Annotated in this window: 23 protein-coding genes; 10 read left to right on the top strand and 13 right to left on the bottom strand. The window is 71.7% G+C overall.

Annotation, left to right across the window (positions count from 1 at the left end; genetic code table 11):
* Positions 1-261: 261 nt before the first annotated feature.
* Both ACTEI_RS01525 and ACTEI_RS39260 read left to right on the top strand, forming a co-directional pair.
* Entirely contained in the window at positions 262-582 is a 321-nt protein-coding gene (locus tag ACTEI_RS01525) for a hypothetical protein (RefSeq protein ID WP_122975994.1), read from the top strand.
* Positions 579-731, top strand: a complete 153-nt coding sequence (locus ACTEI_RS39260; protein WP_425321050.1) for a zinc finger domain-containing protein — start codon at positions 579-581, stop codon at positions 729-731. The genes ACTEI_RS01525 and ACTEI_RS39260 overlap by 4 nt, the downstream gene beginning before the upstream one ends.
* Before the next feature lie 104 nt (positions 732-835).
* Here the strand turns inward: ACTEI_RS39260 and ACTEI_RS01530 are convergent, their stop codons facing one another.
* Positions 836-1,060, bottom strand: coding sequence for a YcaO-like family protein (locus ACTEI_RS01530; protein ID WP_122975995.1), 225 nt, complete (start codon positions 1,058-1,060; stop codon positions 836-838).
* Between the two features lie 77 nt (positions 1,061-1,137).
* Positions 1,138-1,776: a TetR/AcrR family transcriptional regulator gene (locus tag ACTEI_RS01535; protein WP_164465808.1), complete on the bottom strand. Its 639-nt coding sequence runs from the start codon at positions 1,774-1,776 to the stop codon at positions 1,138-1,140.
* Positions 1,777-1,853: 77 nt separating this feature from the next.
* On the opposite strand from ACTEI_RS01535, the gene ACTEI_RS01540 reads away from it, so the two are divergent.
* Together ACTEI_RS01540 and mca are read left to right on the top strand one after the other, a co-directional pair.
* Entirely contained in the window at positions 1,854-3,287 is a 1,434-nt protein-coding gene (locus tag ACTEI_RS01540; protein WP_122975996.1) for an MDR family MFS transporter, read from the top strand.
* Positions 3,284-4,168, top strand: coding sequence for a mycothiol conjugate amidase Mca (gene mca, locus ACTEI_RS01545; RefSeq protein ID WP_122975997.1), 885 nt, complete (start codon positions 3,284-3,286; stop codon positions 4,166-4,168). Before ACTEI_RS01540 ends, mca begins: the two co-directional genes overlap by 4 nt.
* Positions 4,169-4,587: 419 nt before the next feature.
* On the opposite strand, the gene ACTEI_RS01555 is transcribed toward mca, so the two are convergent.
* Complete coding sequence (locus ACTEI_RS01555; RefSeq protein ID WP_239082539.1) at positions 4,588-5,778, bottom strand: MFS transporter; 1,191 nt, start codon at positions 5,776-5,778, stop codon at positions 4,588-4,590.
* A 43-nt stretch (positions 5,779-5,821) separates the two neighbouring features.
* Here ACTEI_RS01555 and ACTEI_RS01560 point away from each other — a divergent pair, with 43 nt between their 5' ends.
* Positions 5,822-7,018, top strand: coding sequence for a geranylgeranyl reductase family protein (locus ACTEI_RS01560; RefSeq protein ID WP_122976000.1), 1,197 nt, complete (start codon positions 5,822-5,824; stop codon positions 7,016-7,018).
* Here the strand turns inward: ACTEI_RS01560 and ACTEI_RS01565 are convergent.
* From ACTEI_RS01565 to ACTEI_RS01585, 5 genes are all read right to left on the bottom strand, one after another.
* Positions 7,015-7,533 carry a DUF6226 family protein gene (locus ACTEI_RS01565; RefSeq protein WP_239082540.1) on the bottom strand — a complete coding sequence of 173 codons (519 nt, stop codon included), beginning with the start codon at positions 7,531-7,533 and terminating at the stop codon, positions 7,015-7,017. The genes ACTEI_RS01560 and ACTEI_RS01565 overlap by 4 nt on opposite strands.
* 56 nt (positions 7,534-7,589) lie before the next feature.
* Positions 7,590-7,790, bottom strand: coding sequence for a DUF397 domain-containing protein (locus ACTEI_RS01570; protein ID WP_122976002.1), 201 nt, complete (start codon positions 7,788-7,790; stop codon positions 7,590-7,592).
* A 200-nt stretch (positions 7,791-7,990) separates the two neighbouring features.
* A complete protein-coding gene (locus tag ACTEI_RS01575) occupies positions 7,991-8,185 on the bottom strand; it encodes a DUF397 domain-containing protein (protein ID WP_122976003.1) in 195 nt (64 codons plus the stop codon).
* Between the two features lie 66 nt (positions 8,186-8,251).
* Entirely contained in the window at positions 8,252-9,163 is a 912-nt protein-coding gene (locus tag ACTEI_RS01580) for a helix-turn-helix domain-containing protein (protein ID WP_122976004.1), read from the bottom strand.
* 195 nt (positions 9,164-9,358) lie between these two features.
* Positions 9,359-9,805, bottom strand: coding sequence for a DUF6232 family protein (locus ACTEI_RS01585; RefSeq protein ID WP_122976005.1), 447 nt, complete (start codon positions 9,803-9,805; stop codon positions 9,359-9,361).
* A 408-nt stretch (positions 9,806-10,213) separates the two neighbouring features.
* Between ACTEI_RS01585 and ACTEI_RS01590 the strand changes: the two genes are divergently transcribed.
* Positions 10,214-10,672 (top strand): DUF2231 domain-containing protein, encoded by a 459-nt coding sequence (locus tag ACTEI_RS01590; protein WP_122976006.1) that lies wholly within the window; start codon positions 10,214-10,216, stop codon positions 10,670-10,672.
* Here the strand turns inward: ACTEI_RS01590 and ACTEI_RS01595 are convergent.
* Together ACTEI_RS01595 and ACTEI_RS01600 are read right to left on the bottom strand one after the other, a co-directional pair.
* On the bottom strand, positions 10,666-11,550 hold the full coding sequence (locus ACTEI_RS01595) for a helix-turn-helix domain-containing protein (protein ID WP_122976007.1): 885 nt from the start codon (positions 11,548-11,550) through the stop codon (positions 10,666-10,668). The genes ACTEI_RS01590 and ACTEI_RS01595 overlap by 7 nt on opposite strands.
* Before the next feature lie 309 nt (positions 11,551-11,859).
* The gene (locus ACTEI_RS01600) at positions 11,860-12,783 is read right to left on the bottom strand and encodes a LysR family transcriptional regulator (RefSeq protein ID WP_122976008.1); all 924 of its coding nucleotides are present in this window, start codon (positions 12,781-12,783) and stop codon (positions 11,860-11,862) included.
* Between the two features lie 102 nt (positions 12,784-12,885).
* On the opposite strand from ACTEI_RS01600, the gene ACTEI_RS01605 reads away from it, so the two are divergent.
* Both ACTEI_RS01605 and ACTEI_RS01610 read left to right on the top strand, forming a co-directional pair.
* Positions 12,886-13,770, top strand: a complete 885-nt coding sequence (locus ACTEI_RS01605; protein WP_122976009.1) for an NAD(P)H-binding protein — start codon at positions 12,886-12,888, stop codon at positions 13,768-13,770.
* Between the two features lie 235 nt (positions 13,771-14,005).
* A complete protein-coding gene (locus ACTEI_RS01610; RefSeq protein WP_145830798.1) occupies positions 14,006-14,770 on the top strand; it encodes a hypothetical protein in 765 nt (254 codons plus the stop codon).
* A 49-nt stretch (positions 14,771-14,819) separates the two neighbouring features.
* Here ACTEI_RS01610 and ACTEI_RS01615 read toward each other — a convergent pair whose 3' ends face one another.
* The 3 genes from ACTEI_RS01615 to ku are packed head-to-tail and all read right to left on the bottom strand — an operon-like array spanning position 14,820 to position 17,630.
* Entirely contained in the window at positions 14,820-16,118 is a 1,299-nt protein-coding gene (locus ACTEI_RS01615; RefSeq protein ID WP_122976011.1) for an MFS transporter, read from the bottom strand.
* Between the two features lie 58 nt (positions 16,119-16,176).
* Positions 16,177-16,665, bottom strand: coding sequence for an NUDIX domain-containing protein (locus ACTEI_RS01620; RefSeq protein WP_122976012.1), 489 nt, complete (start codon positions 16,663-16,665; stop codon positions 16,177-16,179).
* A gap of 14 nt (positions 16,666-16,679) precedes the next feature.
* Positions 16,680-17,630 (bottom strand): non-homologous end joining protein Ku, encoded by a 951-nt coding sequence (gene ku, locus ACTEI_RS01625; protein WP_122976013.1) that lies wholly within the window; start codon positions 17,628-17,630, stop codon positions 16,680-16,682.
* Positions 17,631-17,722: 92 nt separating this feature from the next.
* Between ku and ACTEI_RS01630 the strand changes: the two genes are divergently transcribed.
* Together ACTEI_RS01630 and ligD are read left to right on the top strand one after the other, a co-directional pair.
* Positions 17,723-18,664 (top strand): ATP-dependent DNA ligase, encoded by a 942-nt coding sequence (locus ACTEI_RS01630; RefSeq protein WP_164465809.1) that lies wholly within the window; start codon positions 17,723-17,725, stop codon positions 18,662-18,664.
* The gene (gene ligD, locus ACTEI_RS01635; protein ID WP_122981857.1) at positions 18,654-19,562 is read left to right on the top strand and encodes a non-homologous end-joining DNA ligase; all 909 of its coding nucleotides are present in this window, start codon (positions 18,654-18,656) and stop codon (positions 19,560-19,562) included. The genes ACTEI_RS01630 and ligD overlap by 11 nt, the downstream gene beginning before the upstream one ends.
* The last annotated feature ends 34 nt before the right edge of the window (positions 19,563-19,596 follow it).

A 19,596-nucleotide genomic window follows, 5' to 3' on the forward strand; every position in this document is an offset into this window, starting at 1 on the left:
AGGTGACGGCGGGGCCGGTTCCCGTCTAGACAAAGCGTGGAAAATGCACCGGCCTCGCCGTCGCCGACCCCCCGGAGCGACTCGGCGTGGAGGCGATGGCATGCGCGCACGACGAACCGTCCGCTGGTGGATCCGCCCCCGGCGAAGCCCGCGGAACCACTGCCGGTGCGGCATCCAGAGCTGCCCGTACGCCCCGTACCCCGATGATGTCGAGCGGACCGGAGGCGACACCGTGATCACCACGCTGAGGGAGGCAGACTGATGGAGCGACACGAGTACCCGCCGGCGGGCGTGGTGCACACCGCCGACTGCGAGGACGCCCCACCCGGACTGCTGACCCTGCCGGCGCAGGCGCTCAGGGGGTCGCACGACCGGCCGCACCGCTGCGTCAACTCCGCGGCCGTCGCGGCGAACCGGCCGCTGGTGATCGAGCGCGTCGCCTACGAGCCCCACCCGTACGAGGAGTCCACCATCCACCCGGTCGACGCCACCAAGCCCCTGTGCCGGACCTGCCGGGGCACCCACGGCGTGGATCCGGCGGCGTACCGGCCGCAGCAGCCGACCCTGCTGCTGCCCCGATGAGCGGGCCCGCGACGCCGGCCCGCCACCTCGCGGTGAGCTGCGACAGGTGCGGGGCCGCATCGGGTGAGCCCTGCATCAACTGGCGCACCGGCAAACCGCTGACGGCGTTCTCCGCGCACGAGACCCGGCGCCGGAAGGCCGCTCGATGACCGGCCCGGACGGCGCCGGCTGCCGCGGCATCGTGGCGGGGTCCCCGGGAAGGTTGATCGCGCGCCGCTGTCACCGCCACCGAGTCGCCGATCCCGGAGGGTGGTCAGAGCGGCAGCGGTATCGGGTTCACATCCTCGTACCGGGTGGCGGTGACGAGCCGCCCCTGAGCCACCGGGGCGTCATAGAGTCGCCCGGGCCCGAACCTGGCGGCCACCGGCCGCAGACCCGGAACCAGCACCTTGACCGTGGGTAATGGGAGGTCGGGGCGGGTCTGGTCGCGGACCATCATCTCCATGCCGTGGCGGCGGCCGATCGTCTCGGCGGCCATGACGTCGTCGCGCAGGCCCTTCCCGCCGAGGTGGTCCGGCCCGGGCTCACCGCGTTCGCCGCTCCGGTCCGCGACGGTCAGGCGGTCTGGACGAGATAGTCGCCCAGGGCCGGCTCGAGCAGCCCGAAGCTGACCGCGGCCGCGGCGGCGGCCCGGCGGTCGGTCTGGTCCTGCGGCATGCCGTCGCGCACCAGGGAGCGGACCAGCCGGAACAGCACCCGGTGTGCGGCGGCGAGCTGGGCCGCGGCGGCACGGGTGTGGTCGGCGTCCCCGGCCCCGTCCTCGGCGGCGAGCGCGGCGGCGAGTGCCTCCTCCCGCCGCTCGTCGATCTCGCGTTCCCGGGCGCGCAACCGTGGGCTCTCGTGCACCAGGCGGGCGAAGCCCGCGGAGGAGTGCCCGGTGAGCACCGGGTACGTCCCGCCCAGCGCGGCCAGGTACTGCCGGTGCAGCCCGTGCAGCACCGACTCGCCGGGGCGGCGGGCGCGCACCGCGGCGGCCAGGCTGTCCTCGACGAGGGCGTACGCGTCGAAGACGAGATCCTCCTTGAGCGGGAAGTAGTTGGTGACCGTCATCTTCGACACGCCGGCCGCCGCGGCCACATCAGCGATGGTGACGTTGTCGAACCCGTGCTCGATGAACAGCACGGTGGCCTGGTGGGCGAGCCGTTCCCTGGTTGCCTGCTTCTTCAGTTCGCGCAGCCCCGTCACGTCGCTCATGCCGGTCATGGTAGCCGCATTGTGCTCAACATAAAATTATGCTTGACATAAATATTTACTCGACCTAAGTTCGTCGCATGTCCGATCGCCTCGACCCCGCACTGCTCCGCGTGGCCGCCGTGCTCGTCCCGGGCGCCGTGCTGGCCCAACTGGACACCACGATCGTCAGCGTCGGCATCGGCTCCGTGGCCGAGGGCGTGCACGCCGACCTGCTCACCGTGCAGTGGGTGACCACCGGCTACCTGCTCGCCGTCGCGCTCGTGGCGCCGCTCTCCGGCTGGTTGGTCCACCGCTTCGGCGGCAAGCGCGTCTGGCTGCTGGCCGTCGCGGTGTTCGTCCTCGGCTCGGCGCTCAGCGGGCTCGCCACGACGGCCGGCGCCCTGATCGCGTTCCGGGCGCTGCAGGGCCTCGGCGGCGGGCTCATGCAGCCGGTCGGGCAGGCGCTGATCGCCCGGATCGCCGGACCGGCTCGCATCGGCCGGCTCGTCGGGCTCATCACCACGCCGGTCTCGCTCGCGCCGATCGCCGGACCGGTCCTGGGCGGCCTGCTCACCACCGGCCCCGGCTGGCGCTGGATGTTCTTCGTCAACCTGCCGATCGGCCTGGCCGCGCTCGTGCTGGCCGCCCGGCTGGTCCCGCCCGACGACGCCGAGCGGGATCGCACGCTGCGCCTCGACGCGCCCGGTCTGCTGCTGCTCCCACCCGGCCTGGTCGCCCTGGTCTACGGACTCTCACTGAGTGGCCCGGACGCCGACCCGGCGGCCCGCGCCGCCCTGCTGGGGTACGGGGCCATCGCGCTGATCGCCTACGTGGCGCACGCTCTGCGGACCACCCGGACGCCCCTGCTCGACCTGAGCCTGTTCGCCGGCCGCGGCTTCACCCTCGCCGCGGTCAACACCTTCCTGATCGGCGCCGCGCTGTACGGATCGATGCTGCTGATCCCCCTGTACCTCGTGCAGGCGTACGCGTTGAGCCCGCTCGCCGCCGGCCTCGCCCTGGCCCCGCAGGCACTGGGCATGGCCGTGGTGGCCCCGTTGGCGGGTCGCTGGACCGACCGGCACGGCCCCCGCGCGGTGTCCCTGCTCGGCATCGCGGCCATCGTCGCCGGCACCGTCCCGTTCCTGCTCACCGGCTCCCGACCGCCACTGTTCCTGCTGGTGGGGGCGCTGTTCGTCCGGGGCTTGGGGCTCGGCGCGGTGGTGCCGCCGAACGCGGCCGCCACGTACACGTCGGTCACCCGCGCGCAGGTTCCGGCCGCCACCGGGGTGCGTACCGTGCTGAACCGCATCGGCGGCTCGATCGGTACGGCCGTGCTGGCCATCATCCTGCAGACGGCGCTGGGCGACTCCACCGCGGATGCCGCGTTCGGCCACACCTTCGGCTGGGTGGTCGCGTTCGCCGTACTGACCCTGATCCCCGCCGCGATGTATCCGCGGCACGCCCCCGGCAGGCCCGCGGCCGGTCCCGCGCCCGGGAAGACCGGGACGCTCGTCGAAGGAGGTACCCGATGACCCCGCCCACCCGCACCGACCTGTCCGGGCTGCGACTGCTCAGCGTGCACGCCCATCCGGACGACGAGTCCAGCAAGGGCGCCGCCACGCTGGTGAAGTACTCCCGGGCCGGCGCGGACGTCCTGGTCTGCACCATGACCGGCGGTGAGCGCGGCAGCGTGCTCAACCCGGCGCTGGACCGCCCGGAGGTCCGGGCCGAGCTGCCCGCCCGGCGCCGGGCCGAGATGGCCCGCGCCCGCGAGATCCTCGGGGTGCGGCAGCGGTTCCTCGGCTTCGTCGACTCCGGCCTGGTCGCCAACGGTGACGTGCCGCCGGACAGCTTCGCGGCGCAACCCGTCGACGTCGCGACCCGGCCGCTGGTCGAGGCGGTCCGCGAGTTCCGGCCGCACGTCATGATCGCGTACGACGAGAACGGCGGGTACCCGCACCCGGATCACATCAAGGCCAACCAGGTCGCGGTGGCCGCCTTCCTGGCCGCCGGCGACCCGTCGCGATATCAGGACTGCGGTCCGGTGTGGAGCCCGCAGAAGCTCTACTACACCTGCGCCTTCAACCGGGACTACTTCGAGGCCATCCACCGGGCGATGCTCGACGCCGGCCTGGACTCCCCGGCCGGTGAGGTGCTGGCCGGCTGGCCCGAGGACTGGCCGGCCTGGGAGGTGACCACCCGCATCGAGTGCGCCGAGTACTTCCCGATCCGGCGGGCCGCGCTGCTGGCCCACGAGACGCAGGTGAACCCGGACGGCCCGGAACTGTCCTGCCCGCTGGACCTGGAGATGAAGGTCTGGCCCACCGAGGACTACCACCTCGTCTCCTCGTCGGTGCCGACCCACCTGCCGGAGACCGACCTGTTCGCCGGGGTGGTGCCGGACCGGCCCTGAACGCGTCCACCGCTGTTCGAGGCCGGCGCGAGCCGGCCCGGACACGCTGGCCCGGTCCGACATCACCGGCATCGGACAGAGGCCAGCATGCGCGCGGTGGGCGCAGCCGTAACCGGCGGTGAAACCCCGGCAGCCCGGGCCGTGGCAGCCGCGGTGGACGCTTTGCCGATCGCTGGCCCGCGGCTCGAAGCGGACCGCTCTCACCCTGACCCCGCCGGCCGTGGCGGCGTTCCTCACCGCCTCCGCGCTCGCCCCGGTCGCCGCCGCGCTCGTGCTCCCCCCGGCCGCGGCCGTCGCCGCGGTCGTCGCCCAGCTCGGCGGCATGGGCACCAACTATCTCGCGGACGTGGTCGCCGAGGCGGGCCGCCGGGTCCGTGTCCCGGACGGCGGCCGCCGACGGGCTGGCCCCCGCCCACCGCCTACCGTTCGAGCGGGGCGGGCGGCAGCGGCTTGAGCGCCGAGGACAGCGTGATCGAGACGACCAGCAGCGCGGCGACGGCGAGCAGGCCGCGGGACACGGTCATGTGGTCGCCGAGGAAGCCGATCAGTGGCGGGCCGCCGAGAAAGGCGATGTAGCCGATCGAGGCCACCACGCCGACCCGGGGCGCGGCCTTGGCCGGGTCGTCGGCGGCCGCGCTCATCCCGACCGGGAAGCCGAGTGACGCCCCGATGCCCCACAGCAGCGCGCCGGCGAAGGCGACCACCGGATGTGAGCCGAAGGCGAACAGCAGCAGGCCGGCCAGGCCGATCACGGCGAGCGCGCGCAGCACCATGACCCGGCCGTACCGGTCCAGCAGGCCGGGGCCGTACCAGCGGCCGATGGTCATGGCGGCCAGGAACACCGCGAAGGCGAGCGTGCCGGTGCCGGCCGAGGTGCCGTAGTCGTCGATCATGGCGACGCTGATCCAGTCGATGCCGGCGCCCTCGGTGAACGCGAAGGCGAGCACGAACACCCCGATCAGCAGGGTGCGCGGCTCCCGCCAGAAGGTGAGGGCGGACGGGCGTTCGCCGGCCGGCGAGTCGTCCTGGGCGGCCTGGTCCGGCCCGAACTTCTGGACCGCCACCGTGACGATCGCGGCCGATGCCACGATCATGATCACCATGTGCCAGGTGACCGAGATGCCGGCGGCCACCGCGCCCGCTCCCAGGAGCGCGCCGGCCACCGTGCCGATGCTGTAGCCGGCATGGAACCGCGGCATGATCGCCCGGCCGAGCCGCTGCTCCACCGCCGCGCCCTGCACGTTCATCGCCACGTCCCACGCGCCGGTGGCGAAGCCGTACACGTAGAGGCCGGTGACCACCGGGACCACCCCGAACCGGTAGCCGACCGCCACCGCGCTCAGCGACAGCCCGAGCACCACGGCCATCACGGCCACCGTGTGCCGCGAGCCGAACCGGCCGACGATGTGCCCGGCCAGCGGCAGCGAGGTGATCGACCCGATCGCGGCGGCCAGCAGCACCAGCCCCAGCCGGGACGGGGTCAGGTCCAGCTCGTCGCGGATCTGCGGAATCCGGGCGGCAAAGCTGGCCATCGCGACGCCCAGGAAGATGAAAGCGAGGTAGACCGCACGGGTGGTCGCCCGCAGGTCCGGCACGGCGGTAGTGGTCACCGCGTGACGGTAGTCGCTCGCGCTGCGGGCCGCACCGCCGCGCATGTCTAGACTCGGATCCGTGCTGGTGGAGCCGGTCTGGGACGTCGCAGTGATCGGAGCGGGCCCGGCCGGGCTGGCGGCCGCGCACGCCGCCGCGTCCCAGGGGGCGCGGGTCGTGGTGCTGGAGCGCGCCGCGCACCCGCGGTACAAGACCTGCGGCGGGGGCCTGCTGGGCAGTTCGCTGCGGTTGAGCTCGGAGCGGCTCGCGGTTCCGGTGCGGGACACCATCACCGACATCACGTTCACACTGGACGGGCGGCGCGCGTTCACCCGTACCTCGGCCGGTGAGCCGCTGCTCGCGCTGGTCCGACGGGACGACTTCGACCAGGCCTGGTGCGAGGCCGCGGTGCGGGCGGGCGCGACGGTACGCCAGCACGCCCAGGTCCGCGCCCTCACGCAGGACGAGCACGGGGTCACCGTGACGCTCGACGGCGGCGCCACGGTCACCGCCCGGGTGGCGATCGGCGCCGACGGCTCGGCCGGGATCACCAGCCGGCACGTCGGGGTCGTCTTCGAGCAGCAGGACCTCGGCCTGGAGGTGGAGCTGGCGGCCACGCGTGCGGACCGGGAGCGCTGGCGCGGCCGGGTGCTGCTCGACTGGGGACCGGTCCCGGGTTCGTACGGCTGGGTGTTTCCCAAGGACGACGAGCTGACCGTCGGCGTGATCATGGAGAAGGGCCGCGGCGCGGACACCAAGCGCTACCTGCGTGACTTCGTCGAGCGGCTGGGCCTGGCGGGCCGGGCGGTGCTGCGCGACTCCGGGCACCTGACCCGGTGCCGGGCCGCGGCCTCGCCGGTGCGCCACGGCCGGGTGCTGGTCGCCGGCGACGCCGCCGGCCTGCTCGAACCGTGGACCAGGGAGGGCATCAGCTACGCGCTGCGGTCCGGGACGTGGGCGGGGCGGATCGCCGCCGGATCCGAGGACCTTTCCGCGTACGACCGGATCGTCGCCGAGCGGCTGCAGCCCGAGATGATCGCCGGCCGTCGCCTGCTCGGGGTCTTCGGCCGGTATCCGTCCATGCTGCACACCGCGATGTCGAGCGCGCTGGGCTGGCGGGCGTTCACCGGCTTCTGCCGGGGGGAGTTCTCGATGGCCGGGGCGTTGCGCCGCCCGGCGGTCCAGGCCGCGCTGCGCCTGCTGGGCAGCCGGCCGGCACAGGTCCGACGGGCTGCCGATCAGCGCGACGGCTCCGGCTAGGCGCGTACCGGCCAGGGCGCCCACCGCACCGGGGCGGCGAATCCGCCCCGCCGGGCGTCCCGGGCCGCGGCCGCGGAGAGCGGCCCCTCCCGGTCGGCTTCGATTCCGGCGCCGATCAGCCGGGCCTCGTACCAGGAGCCGCTCATGCCGCGGCGGACCCGCTCCCACAGACCGCCGTCGACCATGGCGAGGGCGTGGCGGCGCAGCTGGCGGCTGAGCAGTTGCGGGTCCGCGTCGCAGGTGTCGCACCCACAGACCGGCAGCACCTCCAGCCACCACCAGCCCATCCGCAGGTGCAGGCCGGGATCGGTGAACTGGATCGCCAGTGGCGCCGCCGCCGGCGTGCGTGGGATGAGCCGGACGGTCCGCACGAGCGCCTCGTCGGGCCCGAGCGGTTCCTTGGTCTCCCGGCGCTCCACCTGGTAGCGCTCGGTGAGCTCGTCCAGCAGGGTGTCGGCCGCCTCGTGCAGCGTGGTGAAGCGGTCTCGATCGGTGGCGTACTGATTGCCGTCCACCAGTGCAGTATGGCGCGCCCGGCCCGCGACACTCAGCCGCTCCGGTGGGTTCGGATTCATGCGGTGCCGAACTCGCCGGCCTTGATCCCGGCCAGGAAGGCCTCCCAGACCTCCCGGGTGAAGGTCAGTGGAGGGCTGTCAGGGTTCTTGGAGTCGCGGATCAGGAACAATTCCCCGACTCGCGCGACCTCGACGCACGCGCCGGTGGCACACCGTTTACTCCGCCGCCAGCACATTCCCCTGGTGGTTCCGATCATTCTTGCACCTCCGTGGTGGTCCGAAATCCACGGTATGCGAACCCGGCGGAGGTGGAAGGGGTGCGACATGAGTGAAAACGAAAGGACGCCGCTTATCTCACAAATTGCGAGTTATGCGGCGCTCGTTGTGACGGGAATATGTATTTTGTGAGTATTTTTGAACGGCCCGCACCTGGTCGGAGCGGGCCGCCCGTGACCCTTCAGAAACGGAACTCGCCCGCGGTGACGCCCTCGATGAATGCATCCCATTCGGCCTTGGTGAAGGTCAGGGCGGCGGCTTCGGGGTTCTTCGAATCGCGGATCAGGTAGTTATCGTCGACCTTGGCCACCTCGACGCAGGTCGACGTGCCGCATCGGCTGCTCTTGCGCCATGCGGGCCCGTTGGTGTCTTTCATCGGGAATCTCTCCACAGGTTCTGTGCCGGGCCCGGAGTGGGCGCGGCCTCGGTTATTCATGTGTATTCATGTGTGCGCCCGGGCCGAGCGGTTCTGGTGGCCGTGTTCCAGGGCTGCGATCTGCTGCCGGATGAAGGCGATCGTGTCGTCCTCGTCCGCGGCTTCCTGCCAAACCTTGTCGAAACGCGCGCGATGTTTCGCGGTGGCTTCCCGGTCCTCGATCATCTCGTCGCCGAGGCCGGTCTCCCGGTAGAGCACCTCGCCCTCGCCGAAGGCGAGCAGGTCGAAACTGGCGTTGTTGGTGACCGACGCGTCCAGGCGGAACGGGACCATCCGCATCCGGATGGCGCCGTTGGCGGCGAGGCCGGCCAGCTCGCCGAGCTGCTCGGCGAAGACCGCCGGGCCACCGATGGTGCGCCGCAGCACCGACTCGTCCACCATCACCAGGATCTCCACCTGTCCGGACGCGGCGCGCTGGAGCAGCGACTCGCGGCGCAGCCGGCGCGCCTCGATGCGGCGGGCGGTCTGATGGTCGCTGAGCTCGTCCTCGAAACGGGTCATCAGGGCCCGGGCGTAGCGTGGGGTCTGCAGGTGCCCGGGCACGTAGTAGATCGAGTACGACCGGATCCCGGTCGACTCGTTCTCGTACTCCACGAGCTTGCGGGTGGCGTCGGTGAGGTTCTCCCGGAAATCCGGGGTGTGGTACCACGCCTGGCGCTGCCTGGTCCGGGCGATCCGGGTGTCCGCGACCAGCGAGCCGACCAGTGCCCGGTCCCGGATGCCGAGGTAGCTCAGCAGGGCCCGGAGGTCGTTCGGCGAGATGGACACGTCACCGTTCTCGATCCGGATCACCTTGCTGAGCGACCACTCCATCTCCTCGGCGACCTGCAGCTGGGTCAGGTCGGCCCGCTCCCGCGCCTCACGGAGCGCGAGCCGTACGCGCCGGCGTGCGACGGTGGGTGAGTCACCCTCAGTCATGTGACCTTCATCGTTGAAGTGGTCGAGACGGGTCTGCGGTGCAGCGGTGTCAGTCTGCTACCTCGCTGGTTGCTCAGTGGCTTTCAGCGAGGTTGCGAACATCCTAGTTACTGTCCTATCAGAACGAGACGTGCGGGGCGGGGTTTTGCTGCGATAGGCCGCTGTCACCCGTTAGGAAGGGGCCGTCCGCCCTGGTCAGGCGGGAGTCAGCGGAAAATCGCCGGGGGTGTGCCGGCCGTTTTCCAGGGCGCGGCACAGGGCCCGGCGGACCTGGTTGAAGGTCCGTGCATCACTCGACGAGTAGAGCAGCACCGGGGTGCCGTGGTACTGCGCGTGCAGCTCCCAGCGGCGCGGCCGGCGCCAGAGAAGGGCGAGCAGTGGGCCGGTGAGCGCGAGCAGGCCGATCACGTACAGTTTCGGGTTCGCCAGCAGGGTCCACCCGGCGGCGACGGCCAGCAGGGTGCCGGCGGCCAGATGCGGCGCATAGGGACGGATGCGTGCCGGGGCCCGCACCGATCCGGCGTGGCGCAGATCGGCAATGGCGAAGGTCAATGACCGCGGTGTGGTGTGCCAGACGAAATGCGCCTCGGTGACCTCGGCGTCCGATCCGCTGTAGTAGGTGCGGGTGCCGCGTGTGCTCATGGCGCACTCCTTCTCGCCGTACCTTGCGAGGCGGAGAGGGCCGGAGCCACCATTGGCGAAAGACGTATCCCCGCCTCGCTCGTGCAGCACTGGAACAGTCGCGATGGGACGTCGCGCAAGAACAAAGTGCGGTAGAGGTGGGACAACGGCACCCGTTTGCCGCCGGGTGCCGTTGTTCGTCTCTCCCTCCAACTCCGCCCTTGTTGCTCTGCCTTGAGTGAAGCACGCCAGGTATCGGCTCGCCACTGCGCTAACTGCCATATTGCAGATTGCGGAGAAGCGGGTGACGCGCAGGATATTCGGCGACCGGCACGCACGGTGGCGTTTCGCCGCCCTAGGTACCGGGAATGCCAACCGAGGATGCCGCGACGAACCTGTATTTTCGCAGGTAGGGGAGGGCGAAGCCGGATGGAGAGCCGACTGAGGATCGCGGGACAGGCAGTACAACCCGTACTGGTGATGTTCCCGCTCGGCCTGTTCGCAATGGCCGTTTTGTTCGATCTCGCCGACTTGCTCGGCGGGCCTACCATCATGGGCGCGCTGGCCTACTGGAACCTCGTCGCCGGCCTGGTCGTCGGCGTGCCGGCGATGCTGGCCGGGGCGGTCGACGTGATGCTGCTGCGCCGGCCCCAGGCGCGCCGGCTGGGGGCGCTGCGCACCCTGATCAACATCGGCGTGCTGGTCGCCTTCGCGGTGATCCTGATGGTGCGGATCCGGGCGCAGGACCGGGTGGCCGGCGGCGGACTGCTCTTCGTCGAGATCCTCGCCCTCGGCCTGGCCGGGTTCGGCGCATGGTTCGCCGGCGAGCTCGCCAACGGCCGCGCCCCGGCCTTCGCCCGCGCCGCCGCGGGCCCGCGCGACTACTGAGCCTGCTCCATGCTGTGGATCTGACTCTTGACGAAGGTGATGGTGGCCGCCTCGTCCGCCACCTCGTGCCAGACCTTGTCGTACCGGGCGCGGTGCTTGGCCGTGGTGTCCCGGTCCTCGATCATCTCGTCGCCGAGGCCGGTCTCCCGGTAGAGCACCTCCCCCTCGCCGAGGGTGAGCAGGTCGAAGCTGGCGTTGTTGGTGACCGACGCATCCAGTGAGAACGGCACCATCCGGATCGTGATGGCATCGGTCTCGGCGAGGCGGAGCAGCTCCCGCAGCTGCTCGGCGAAGACCGCCGGGCCGCCGATGGTGCGCCGCAGCACCGACTCGTCCACCATCACCAGGATCCGTACGTCGCCGGAGGCGGCCCGGGCCAGCAGCGACTCCCGGCGCAGCCGGCGCGCCTCGATGCGACGCTCCCGCTGGCTCTCGGACAGCTCGTCCTCGAAGCGGGTCATCAGTGCCGCCGCGTAGGCCGGGGTCTGCAACGGGCCGGGCACGTAATACACCGAGTACGACCGCATCTGGGCGGCCTCGTTCTCGTACTCGATCAGCTTGCGGGTGGCGTCGGTCAGGTTCTCCCGGAACTCCGGCTTCTGGTACCAGACCTGACGCTGCCGGGTGCGGGCGATCCGGGCGTCCGCGACCAGCGCCGCGACCGTGGGCTTGTCCTTGATGCCCAGGTACGCCAGCAGCGGCCGCAGATCGTTCGGCGAGATCGACACGTCGCCGTTCTCGATCCGGATGACCTTGCTGAGCGACCACTCCATCTCGTCGGCGACCTGGAGCTGGGTCAGGTCGGCCCGTTCCCGGGCCTCGCGGAGCGCGAGCCGGACGCGCCGGCGTGCGACGGTGGGCGAGTCACCCTCAGGCATGGGTCCTTCATCGTCTGGTCGTGGGCGCCCCGACGGGCGATCACCCGGCGGGGGCCGGGATCCCCCGTGGGCTCCCGGACAATTTCTATTACTGTCCTATCAGAACAGCGGCCGCAAGCGTTCGGTAGTGACAACCGCACGCCGGGTGCGCGCCCACAAGGAAACGGCACCCGGTTGCCGCCGGGTGCCGAACTGCTCCCCCGCTACGCATCCGCCCGCGTAGCTCTGGAAATCCAGTCAAGCACGCCATCCGGCCGTTCGCCAGCAGACGAAGTGCCATGCTGCAGACTGCCAAGCGGCTTTTCGCCGTCAGGCTGCCGGGATGACCGATTCGCGATCGTCAACGGGGGCGATGCGTTCGGCCGGACCGGTCACCACCGAGGCGTCGGCCGCCACCGCGGCGCAGACCCGGACGAACGCCGCGACCGCGGGGGAGTGGCTGTCCTGCGGCCAGGCCACGGTCAGCGTGGTCGGCGCGAGATCGCGCACCGGGCGGTACGCGATCGTCGGGCGCGGGTGCCGGCGGGCCACCGACAGCGGCGCGAACAGGACCATGCTGCCGAGCTCGATCAGATTGAAGATCTGCGCGAGGTCCAGCTGCCGGGCCGGCGGCGCGAAGTCCCGCGACTCCCGGTCGGCCGGCTCGCCGTTCGGCAGGGTGTGGCCGGCCAGGTCGGCCAGGCACAGCTCGGTACGCGCGGCGAGCGGGTCGCCGGCCGGTAACGCGACCAGGCGCGGCTCGGTCAGCAGCGGCTCGCGGTCCAGTCCGCGCTCGTCGAACGGGGTGGGCAGCAGCGCCACGTCGGCCCGGCCGTCGTGCAGCGCCGGCACCTGCTCACCGCGGCCGCCGAGCAGCACCTCGACCGGCAGCGCGGCCGGCTCGCGCCGGTACTCGTCGAGGATGCGGGGCAGCAGGCCGGCGTCGAAGTCGGCCTTCAGCGCGACCCGCAGCGCCGGCTCGGGGCGTCCGGCGTTGCGCGCCCGCCGGACGGCCGCCTGTACCGCGTCCAGCGCGATCCGGGCGTCGTGCAGCAGGGCCGCGCCGGCCGGGGTGAGCGCGACCTGACGGGTGGTGCGCTCCAGCAGTCGTACGCCCAGCTGCCGTTCCAGCTCGCGGATCGCCCGGGAGAGTGGGGGCTGGGCCATGCCGAGGCGCTCGGCTGCCCGACCGAAGTGCAGTTCCTCGGCGACGGCGACGAAGTAGCGGAGCTGGCGTACCTCCACGTCATTCATACCGCCACGGTATCAATGGGGGCCGGATCGGTCCTTCACGGTGGCTCCGGGCCCCGGTTGACTGGCAGGAGAACGTTCGTACCGGAAAAAGGGGTGAAAAGCATGATTGTGGTGACCGCGCCCACCAGTCGGATCGGCTCCCAGCTGCTCGGCGACCTGCTCGCCGCCGGCGCCGAGGTGCGGGTGATCGCCCGCGACCCGGCCCGGCTCCGGCCGGACGTCCGGGACCGGGTCGACGTCGTAACCGGATCGCACGGCGACGCGGAGGTCGTCGACGCGGCCTTCGCCGGCGCGGAGTCGGTGTTCTTCCTCCCGCCGCCGGACCCGCACGCCGCCGAGCTGCGCAGCGTCTACCTGGACTTCGTGGCGCCGGCCCGGGAGGCGTTCGGCAAGCGGGGCGTCGCCCGGGTGGTCGGCGTCTCGGCGCTGGGCCGCGGCACGCCGATGGCCGCGAACGCCGGGCACGTCACGCTGTCGCTGGAGATGGACGACGTGATCGCCGGCAGCGGCGTGGCCTACCGGGCGCTGGCCATGCCGTCCTTCATGGACAACCTGCTCCACCAGGTCGAGGCGATCCGGCAGGGCCGCTTCTTCGGGCCGCTGCCGGCCGAGCTGGCGGCGCCCACCTGCGCCACCCGGGACATCGCCGCGACCGCGGCCCGGCTCCTGCTCGACGGGAGCTGGGCCGGCACCGGCTTCGCCGAGGTCCCGGTGCTCGGCCCGGCCGATCTGTCGGCCGCCGACCAGGCCCGGATCATGTCCGAGGTGCTGGGCCGGCCGATCCGGTACGAGCACGTGCCGCTCGACGCGTTCCGCGCCGGCCTGCTCGCGACCGGGATGTCCGCGTCGGTGGCACAGGGCATGGTGGACATGATGGCCGCCAAGGCGGCCGGCCTGGACAACGCGCAGCGGCGCACGCCGGACAACACCACGCCCACCACGTTCCGCCAGTGGTGCGAGCAGGTTCTGGCGCCGGCCCTCGGCTGAGGCCCGCCGCCACTCCCGTGCGGCGGCCACCGGCCGGGCACGGCCGGTGGCCGCCGCGCCGGGGCGTAAGTGGCAAAAGCGGTTCGGTTCTTTCTGGCCGACCGTTCGGCCGGGGCCTTCGGCCCGTAGGTCCAGAACTTCCCGCGCAGGCTGGAAAGGCTTACCGGGGACATCGACACTTCCTCGGTACGACGGTTCCGACCCGTCGTGCCGGCGTATCGAGGAAAGGAAACCCATGCGCAAGTCTCTTGTCCGCCGCGGCGGATCGGCGCTTCTGGCCACCCTCGCGGCGATGACCACGGTCGGATTGGCCGCCTCCCCGGCGCGGGCCGACATCTCGGTCGCCGCGGTCGGTCTCTCCACCACCGCGGTCGTCCTCGACGGCGATGCCGGCTGCGGCAACCGCACCCGGGTCACCGTCAAGGTCTACGACCCCCGGCCCAGCGAGGACGAGATCTTCGGCGTCAACGCGCACGTGGTCGCGCCCGACGGCGACGACGCCGACTTCCTGCTGATGAAGTACAGCTCCCGCAGCGGAAACTACGCCTACTACACCGACAACGTGTTCCTCTGCGGCTTCCACGACCCCGGGACCTACCGGGTACGGGTCGAGGTGACCTGGTGGGACCAGAGCGTGGCCGACAGCCGGGTCGCGGAGCGGGCGGCCACCTTCGCGGTGCGGCGGCCCACGGCGCTGACCTACAACGCGACGCCGGAGCCGGTGCGCAAGGGCAGCAAGCTGACCCATACCGGGCGGCTCACCTTCGACCCGTACGGCTACGGCGCGAAGTACGGCGCCAAGGGGGTGGCGATCCGGTTCTACTTCCGGGCCACCGGCACGAAGAGCTACGTCTACCAGGGGCAGACGGTCACCGGCAAGAACGGCACGTACACCAGGAAGCTGACCGCGACGAAGTCCGGCACCTGGAAGGCCGTCTACCCGGGCAGCTCGACGCGCCAGGCACAGGTGCGCTACGACGCCGTCAAGGTGAAGAGCTAGGCGCGACGCGCCCGGGGCCGGACCGGTCCCGGGCGGGCCCCGGCGCTCGTCAGCCGGCCGCGCGAGCCTCGGCGCCGGCGGCCCACTCCTCGTCGGCGGCCTGCTTCAACGCCAGGCCGTCCGCGCCGTCGTAGCCGACGAACCTGGGCAGCATCGCGGCCAGCGCCAGGCTGCCGGCCACGCACAGCGCGCCGCCGACCCAGATCGAGCCGCTGATGCCGAGCGAGGTACGGGCCATCATGCCGGAGCGGAGCTGGCCCAGCAGCGGGCCGGTGGTGTACGAGAGCATCTCGATGCCGGCCAGCCGGCCCCGCAGGTGATCCGGGACGGTCTGATTCCAGATGATCATGCGGAACAGGCCGGAGATCATGTCCGCGGCACCCGCGAAGGCCAGGCAGAACAGGGTCAGCCAGAGCCAGTGGGACAGGCCGACGCCGACGATGCCGACGCCCCAGAACGTGGCTGCGATGATCACCATCAGGCCGTGCCGGTGCACCCGCTGGGTCCAGCCCGAGCCGACCGTGGCCAGCAGCGAGCCGACCGCGGGCGCGGCGTAGAGCAGGCCGAGCACCTGCGGGCCGCCCAGCCGGTCGGCCAGGAACGGGTAGAGCGCCGACGGCATGCCGAAGAACATGGCGTTGATGTCGACCAGGTACGTGCCGAGCAGCTCGGGCCGGGACCTGGCGTACTTCAGGCCGGTGAGCACGCTGTTCAGCGACGGCCGGTCGGCGGCCGGGGGCGGCGGGACCGACTTGACCATGGTCAGGCAGACCAGCGAGACCGCGAAGGTGAGCAGGTCGAACGTGTAGACCCAGGCCAGGTCGAGCGAGGCGATCAGGATGCCGGCCAGGGACGGGCCGACCAGCTGGGAGAACTGCATGCTCAGCGACTGCAGGGCCATCGCGGCCGGCAGCTGGTCGGCCTTGACCAGCCGGGGCAGCATCGCCCCCATGGCGGGGCGTTGCAGACCGGCCACCGCGGCGGTGAGGAACGCGCAGACGTAGAGCAGCCACAGGTGCGGCTCGTCGGAGAGCGAGTTGATCAGCAGCAGGCCGCAGATCAGGGCGAGCGCCGCCTCGCTGCCCCGGACCAGCAGCCGCCGGTCCAGGTAGTCGGCGAGCGCGCCGCCCACGAACGCCATGATCAGGATCGGGGCCAGCTCGCAGACACCGATCAGGCCGACCATCAGCGGGTCGTCGGTCAGCTTCGCCACCTGGTACGGGATGGTGACGTAGCTGATGAACGACCCGAAACTGGTCACCGCGCCGCTGATGAAGACGAGCCGGAAATCCCGGGAGGTGCGTAACGGGGTGGGGTCCACGCTCAGCCGGCGTTTACGGTCGGTCACGAGGGGCCATCCTGCCCGGGAAAGCCCGCTCACGCACCGCGATTTACGCCATATCCAGCTACTTCATCACCAGCCGGCCGGTCGCCTCGAACGTCGCCAGGTCGGCCATCGCCTCGTCGATCACCATCGAGTGCGGCCCGGGCAGCGCGTCCAGCGCGAAGAAGCCGGCGTCCACGCTCTCCTCGGTCTGCCGGAGCAGCTCGCCCTCCCAGGTGTGCACCCGGAACGCCATCAGCACCTGCTGGTACGTGTGCCCGTAGTCGTTGGTGTAGGTGTGTGCGGTGTAGAACGCGTACGGCGTGAGCGAGGTGGCCCGCAGGCCGGTCTCCTCCCACAGCTCGCGGACCGCGCACTGCTCCATGCTCTCGCCCAGCTCCATCGCCCCGGCCGGGATGGCCCAGCGGTGGTTGTCCGAGCGCTGGATCAACAGCAGCCGGTTCTGCTCGTCCAGCAGCACGGTCCGTGCGCCGACGAAGAAGATCGTGTCGGTGTCGCCGATGCTCGCGCGCACCCTACCCAGGTAAGACTCTGCCCACGTCAATGCCACGGATCCGAGCCTACTTACGCGGACTTCTTCGTGGCCTTCGCAGCGCTGGTCGATTTCCGCGCAGCGGTGGTCTTCTTGGTGGCTGCCGTGCTTTTCGTGGCCTTTTTCGCGGGAGTGGCCTTCTTCACGGCCTTCTTGGTCGACTTCTCCGCGTCGGCCGCCGGCGTACCGGACGGGGCCTGCTCGCCACGTGCCTTGCGGGCCCGTTCCACCGAGGCCTTGAGCGCGGCCATCAGGTCGATCGCCGCCGGCGCCGCCTCCTGTGCCTCCTCCGGCTGGACCACCTCGCGGCCCTCCACCTTGGCGTCGATGACCTCCTGCAGCGCGGCCCGGTAGTTGTCGGTGAACTCGTCGGGCTGGAAGTCGGCGGCCATCGAGTCGATCAGGGAACTGGCCATGGCCAGCTCGGCCGGCCGGGTCTCGATGTCATCGTCGAGGAAACCGAACTCCGGGGCGCGCACCTCGTCCGGCCAGAGCATGGTGTTGAGCACCAGCACGTCGTCGCGGACCCGCAGGGTGGCGAGCTGCTCCCGCTGCCGCAGGGCGATCTTCACGACGGCCACCCGGTCGGCGTCCCGCAGCGCGTCGCGCAGCAGCACGTACGGTTTCGCCGCCTGTCCCTCCGGTTCCAGGTAGTACGCCTTGGCGAACAGGATCGGGTCGATCTGCTCGGCCGGCACGAATTCGAGCACGTCAATGGCGCGGGACGTGCTCAGCGGCAGGTCGGCGAAGTCCTCGTCGGTCAGGATGACCATCTCGCCGCCGCCGATGTCATACCCTTTCGCGATGTCGTCGTAGGGGACCACCTCGCCGTCGACCGAGCAGGTGCGCTGGTACTTGATCCGGCCCCCGTCGGTGCGGTGCACCTGGTGGAAGCGGATGTCCTTCTCCTCGGTCGCCGAGTAGAGCCGGACGGCGATCGACACCAGACCGAACGAGACCGCGCCTTTCCAGATCGCCCGCATGAAGTCTCCCACCCCTTGGGTTTCGGCACCTGATCAGGATGGCATCACTGAGACGACTGCGTAAGGTGAACGCTTTTGCCTATGGTGATCGGGTGACGGGATCACCGCTGTCCCCGATGCTCGCGACCGCGGGCCGGCTCCCGGTGGGCGCCGGCTGGAGTTACGAGTTCAAGTGGGACGGCGTCCGGGTGCTGACCGCGTTCGGTGGCGGGGCGCCGCGGCTGTTCGCCCGCTCCGGCGCGGAGGTGACCGCGGCGTACCCGGAGATCGCCGGACTGCGCCTGCCGGAGGGCACCGTGCTCGACGGCGAGATGGTCTGCTTCGACGCCGCCGGGCGGCCGTCGTTCCCCGCGCTCGCCGAGCGGATGCACGTACGCGAGCGCAACCGCGCCGCCCGGCTGGCCGCCACCCTCCCGGTCACCTACCTGATCTTCGACCTGTTGCGGCTCGGCGGCACCGACTGCACCGGCCTGCCCTACCTGGCCCGGCGCGAGCGCCTGGAGCGGCTGGACCCGGCCGGTCCGAGCTGGATGGTGCCGCCCGCGTTCGGCGACGGCCCGGCCACCGCGGCCGCCGCCCGGGAGAACCGTCTGGAGGGCGTGCTCGCCAAGCGTTGCGATTCGCTCTACCTGCCCGGCCAGCGCTCGCCGGACTGGATCAAGGTCAAGTTCGACCGGACCGGCGACTACGTGATCGGCGGCTGGCGTCCGGGCGTCCGCAGGCTCGGCGGCCTGCTGATCGGCGTGCCGACCGCGGACGGCCTGGCCTTCCGCGGCCGGGTGGGCGGCGGGATCGGCGCGACGGTGGAGACCGAGCTGCTGTCCCGGCTGGCGCCGCTGGCCGCCGGCCGGTCGCCGTTCGCGCCCGGCGCGGTGCCGCGCGCGGACGCCCGAGGAGCCCATTGGGTACGCCCGGAGCTGGTCGCCGAGGTGCGCTACGGCGACCAGACCCCGGACCGCCGGCTGCGCTTCCCGCGTTTCCTGCGGTTGCGCGACGACAAGCAGCCCGGGGAGTGTGCCGACGATGCCCCGTGACCGGCTGGTCGTACGGATCGAGGGGCGCGAGGTCGAGCTCTCCAACCTCGACAAGGTGCTGTACCCGGCGGCCGGCTTCACCAAGGGCGAGGTGATCGACTACTACACCCGGATCGCGCCGGTGATGCTGCCGCACCTGCGCGACCGCGCGGCCACCCGGATCCGTTACCCGAACGGGGTGGGGGGCGCGCACTTCTTCGAGAAGAACAAGCCCGCGGGCACGCCGGACTGGGTGCGCCTGGAACGGCTGCCCGTTCCCGGCTCCACGAAGAGCCGCGAGACCATCGACTTCGTGGTCGTCGACGACCTGCCCACCCTGGTCTGGCTGGCCAACCTCGCGGCGATCGAGTTGCACACTCCGCAGTGGCGGGTCCGGGCCGAGCCGGACCTGCTGGTGGTCGATCTGGACCCGGGGGCGCCGGCCGGGCTCCGGGAGTGCTGCGCGGTGGCGGTGCTGATGCGCGACCGGCTGGCCCAGGACCTGATCGCGGCGTACCCGAAGACGTCCGGGAAGAAGGGTATGCAGCTGTGCTGCCCGATCTCCGGGACACAGGGCTCGGACGTGGTCTCCGGTTACGCCCGGCGGGTGGCCGAGGAGCTGGCGAGGCTGGTGCCCGGGTCGATCACCGCGAAGATGGCCAGGCAGCTACGCCCCGGGAAGATCTTCATCGACTGGAGCCAGAACAACGCGGCCAAGACGACGGTCACGCCGTACTCGTTGCGGGCCGGCGCCGTACCGACCGCTTCGACGCCGCTGACCTGGGCGGAGACCGAGGCGATGGCGACCGGGGCGGCCCCGGCGCGGCAGTTCGGGGCGGCGGAGGCGCTGGACCGCGCGGAACGGCACGGGGACCTGCTCGCCGACCTGCTGCGACCGGGTCCCGCGCTGCCCGGGTGAGGTCCCGGTCCGACGACCCCTCCCGGACGTGCGG

The organism is Actinoplanes teichomyceticus ATCC 31121, assembly GCF_003711105.1.
GTDB classification, from domain to species: domain Bacteria; phylum Actinomycetota; class Actinomycetes; order Mycobacteriales; family Micromonosporaceae; genus Actinoplanes; species Actinoplanes teichomyceticus.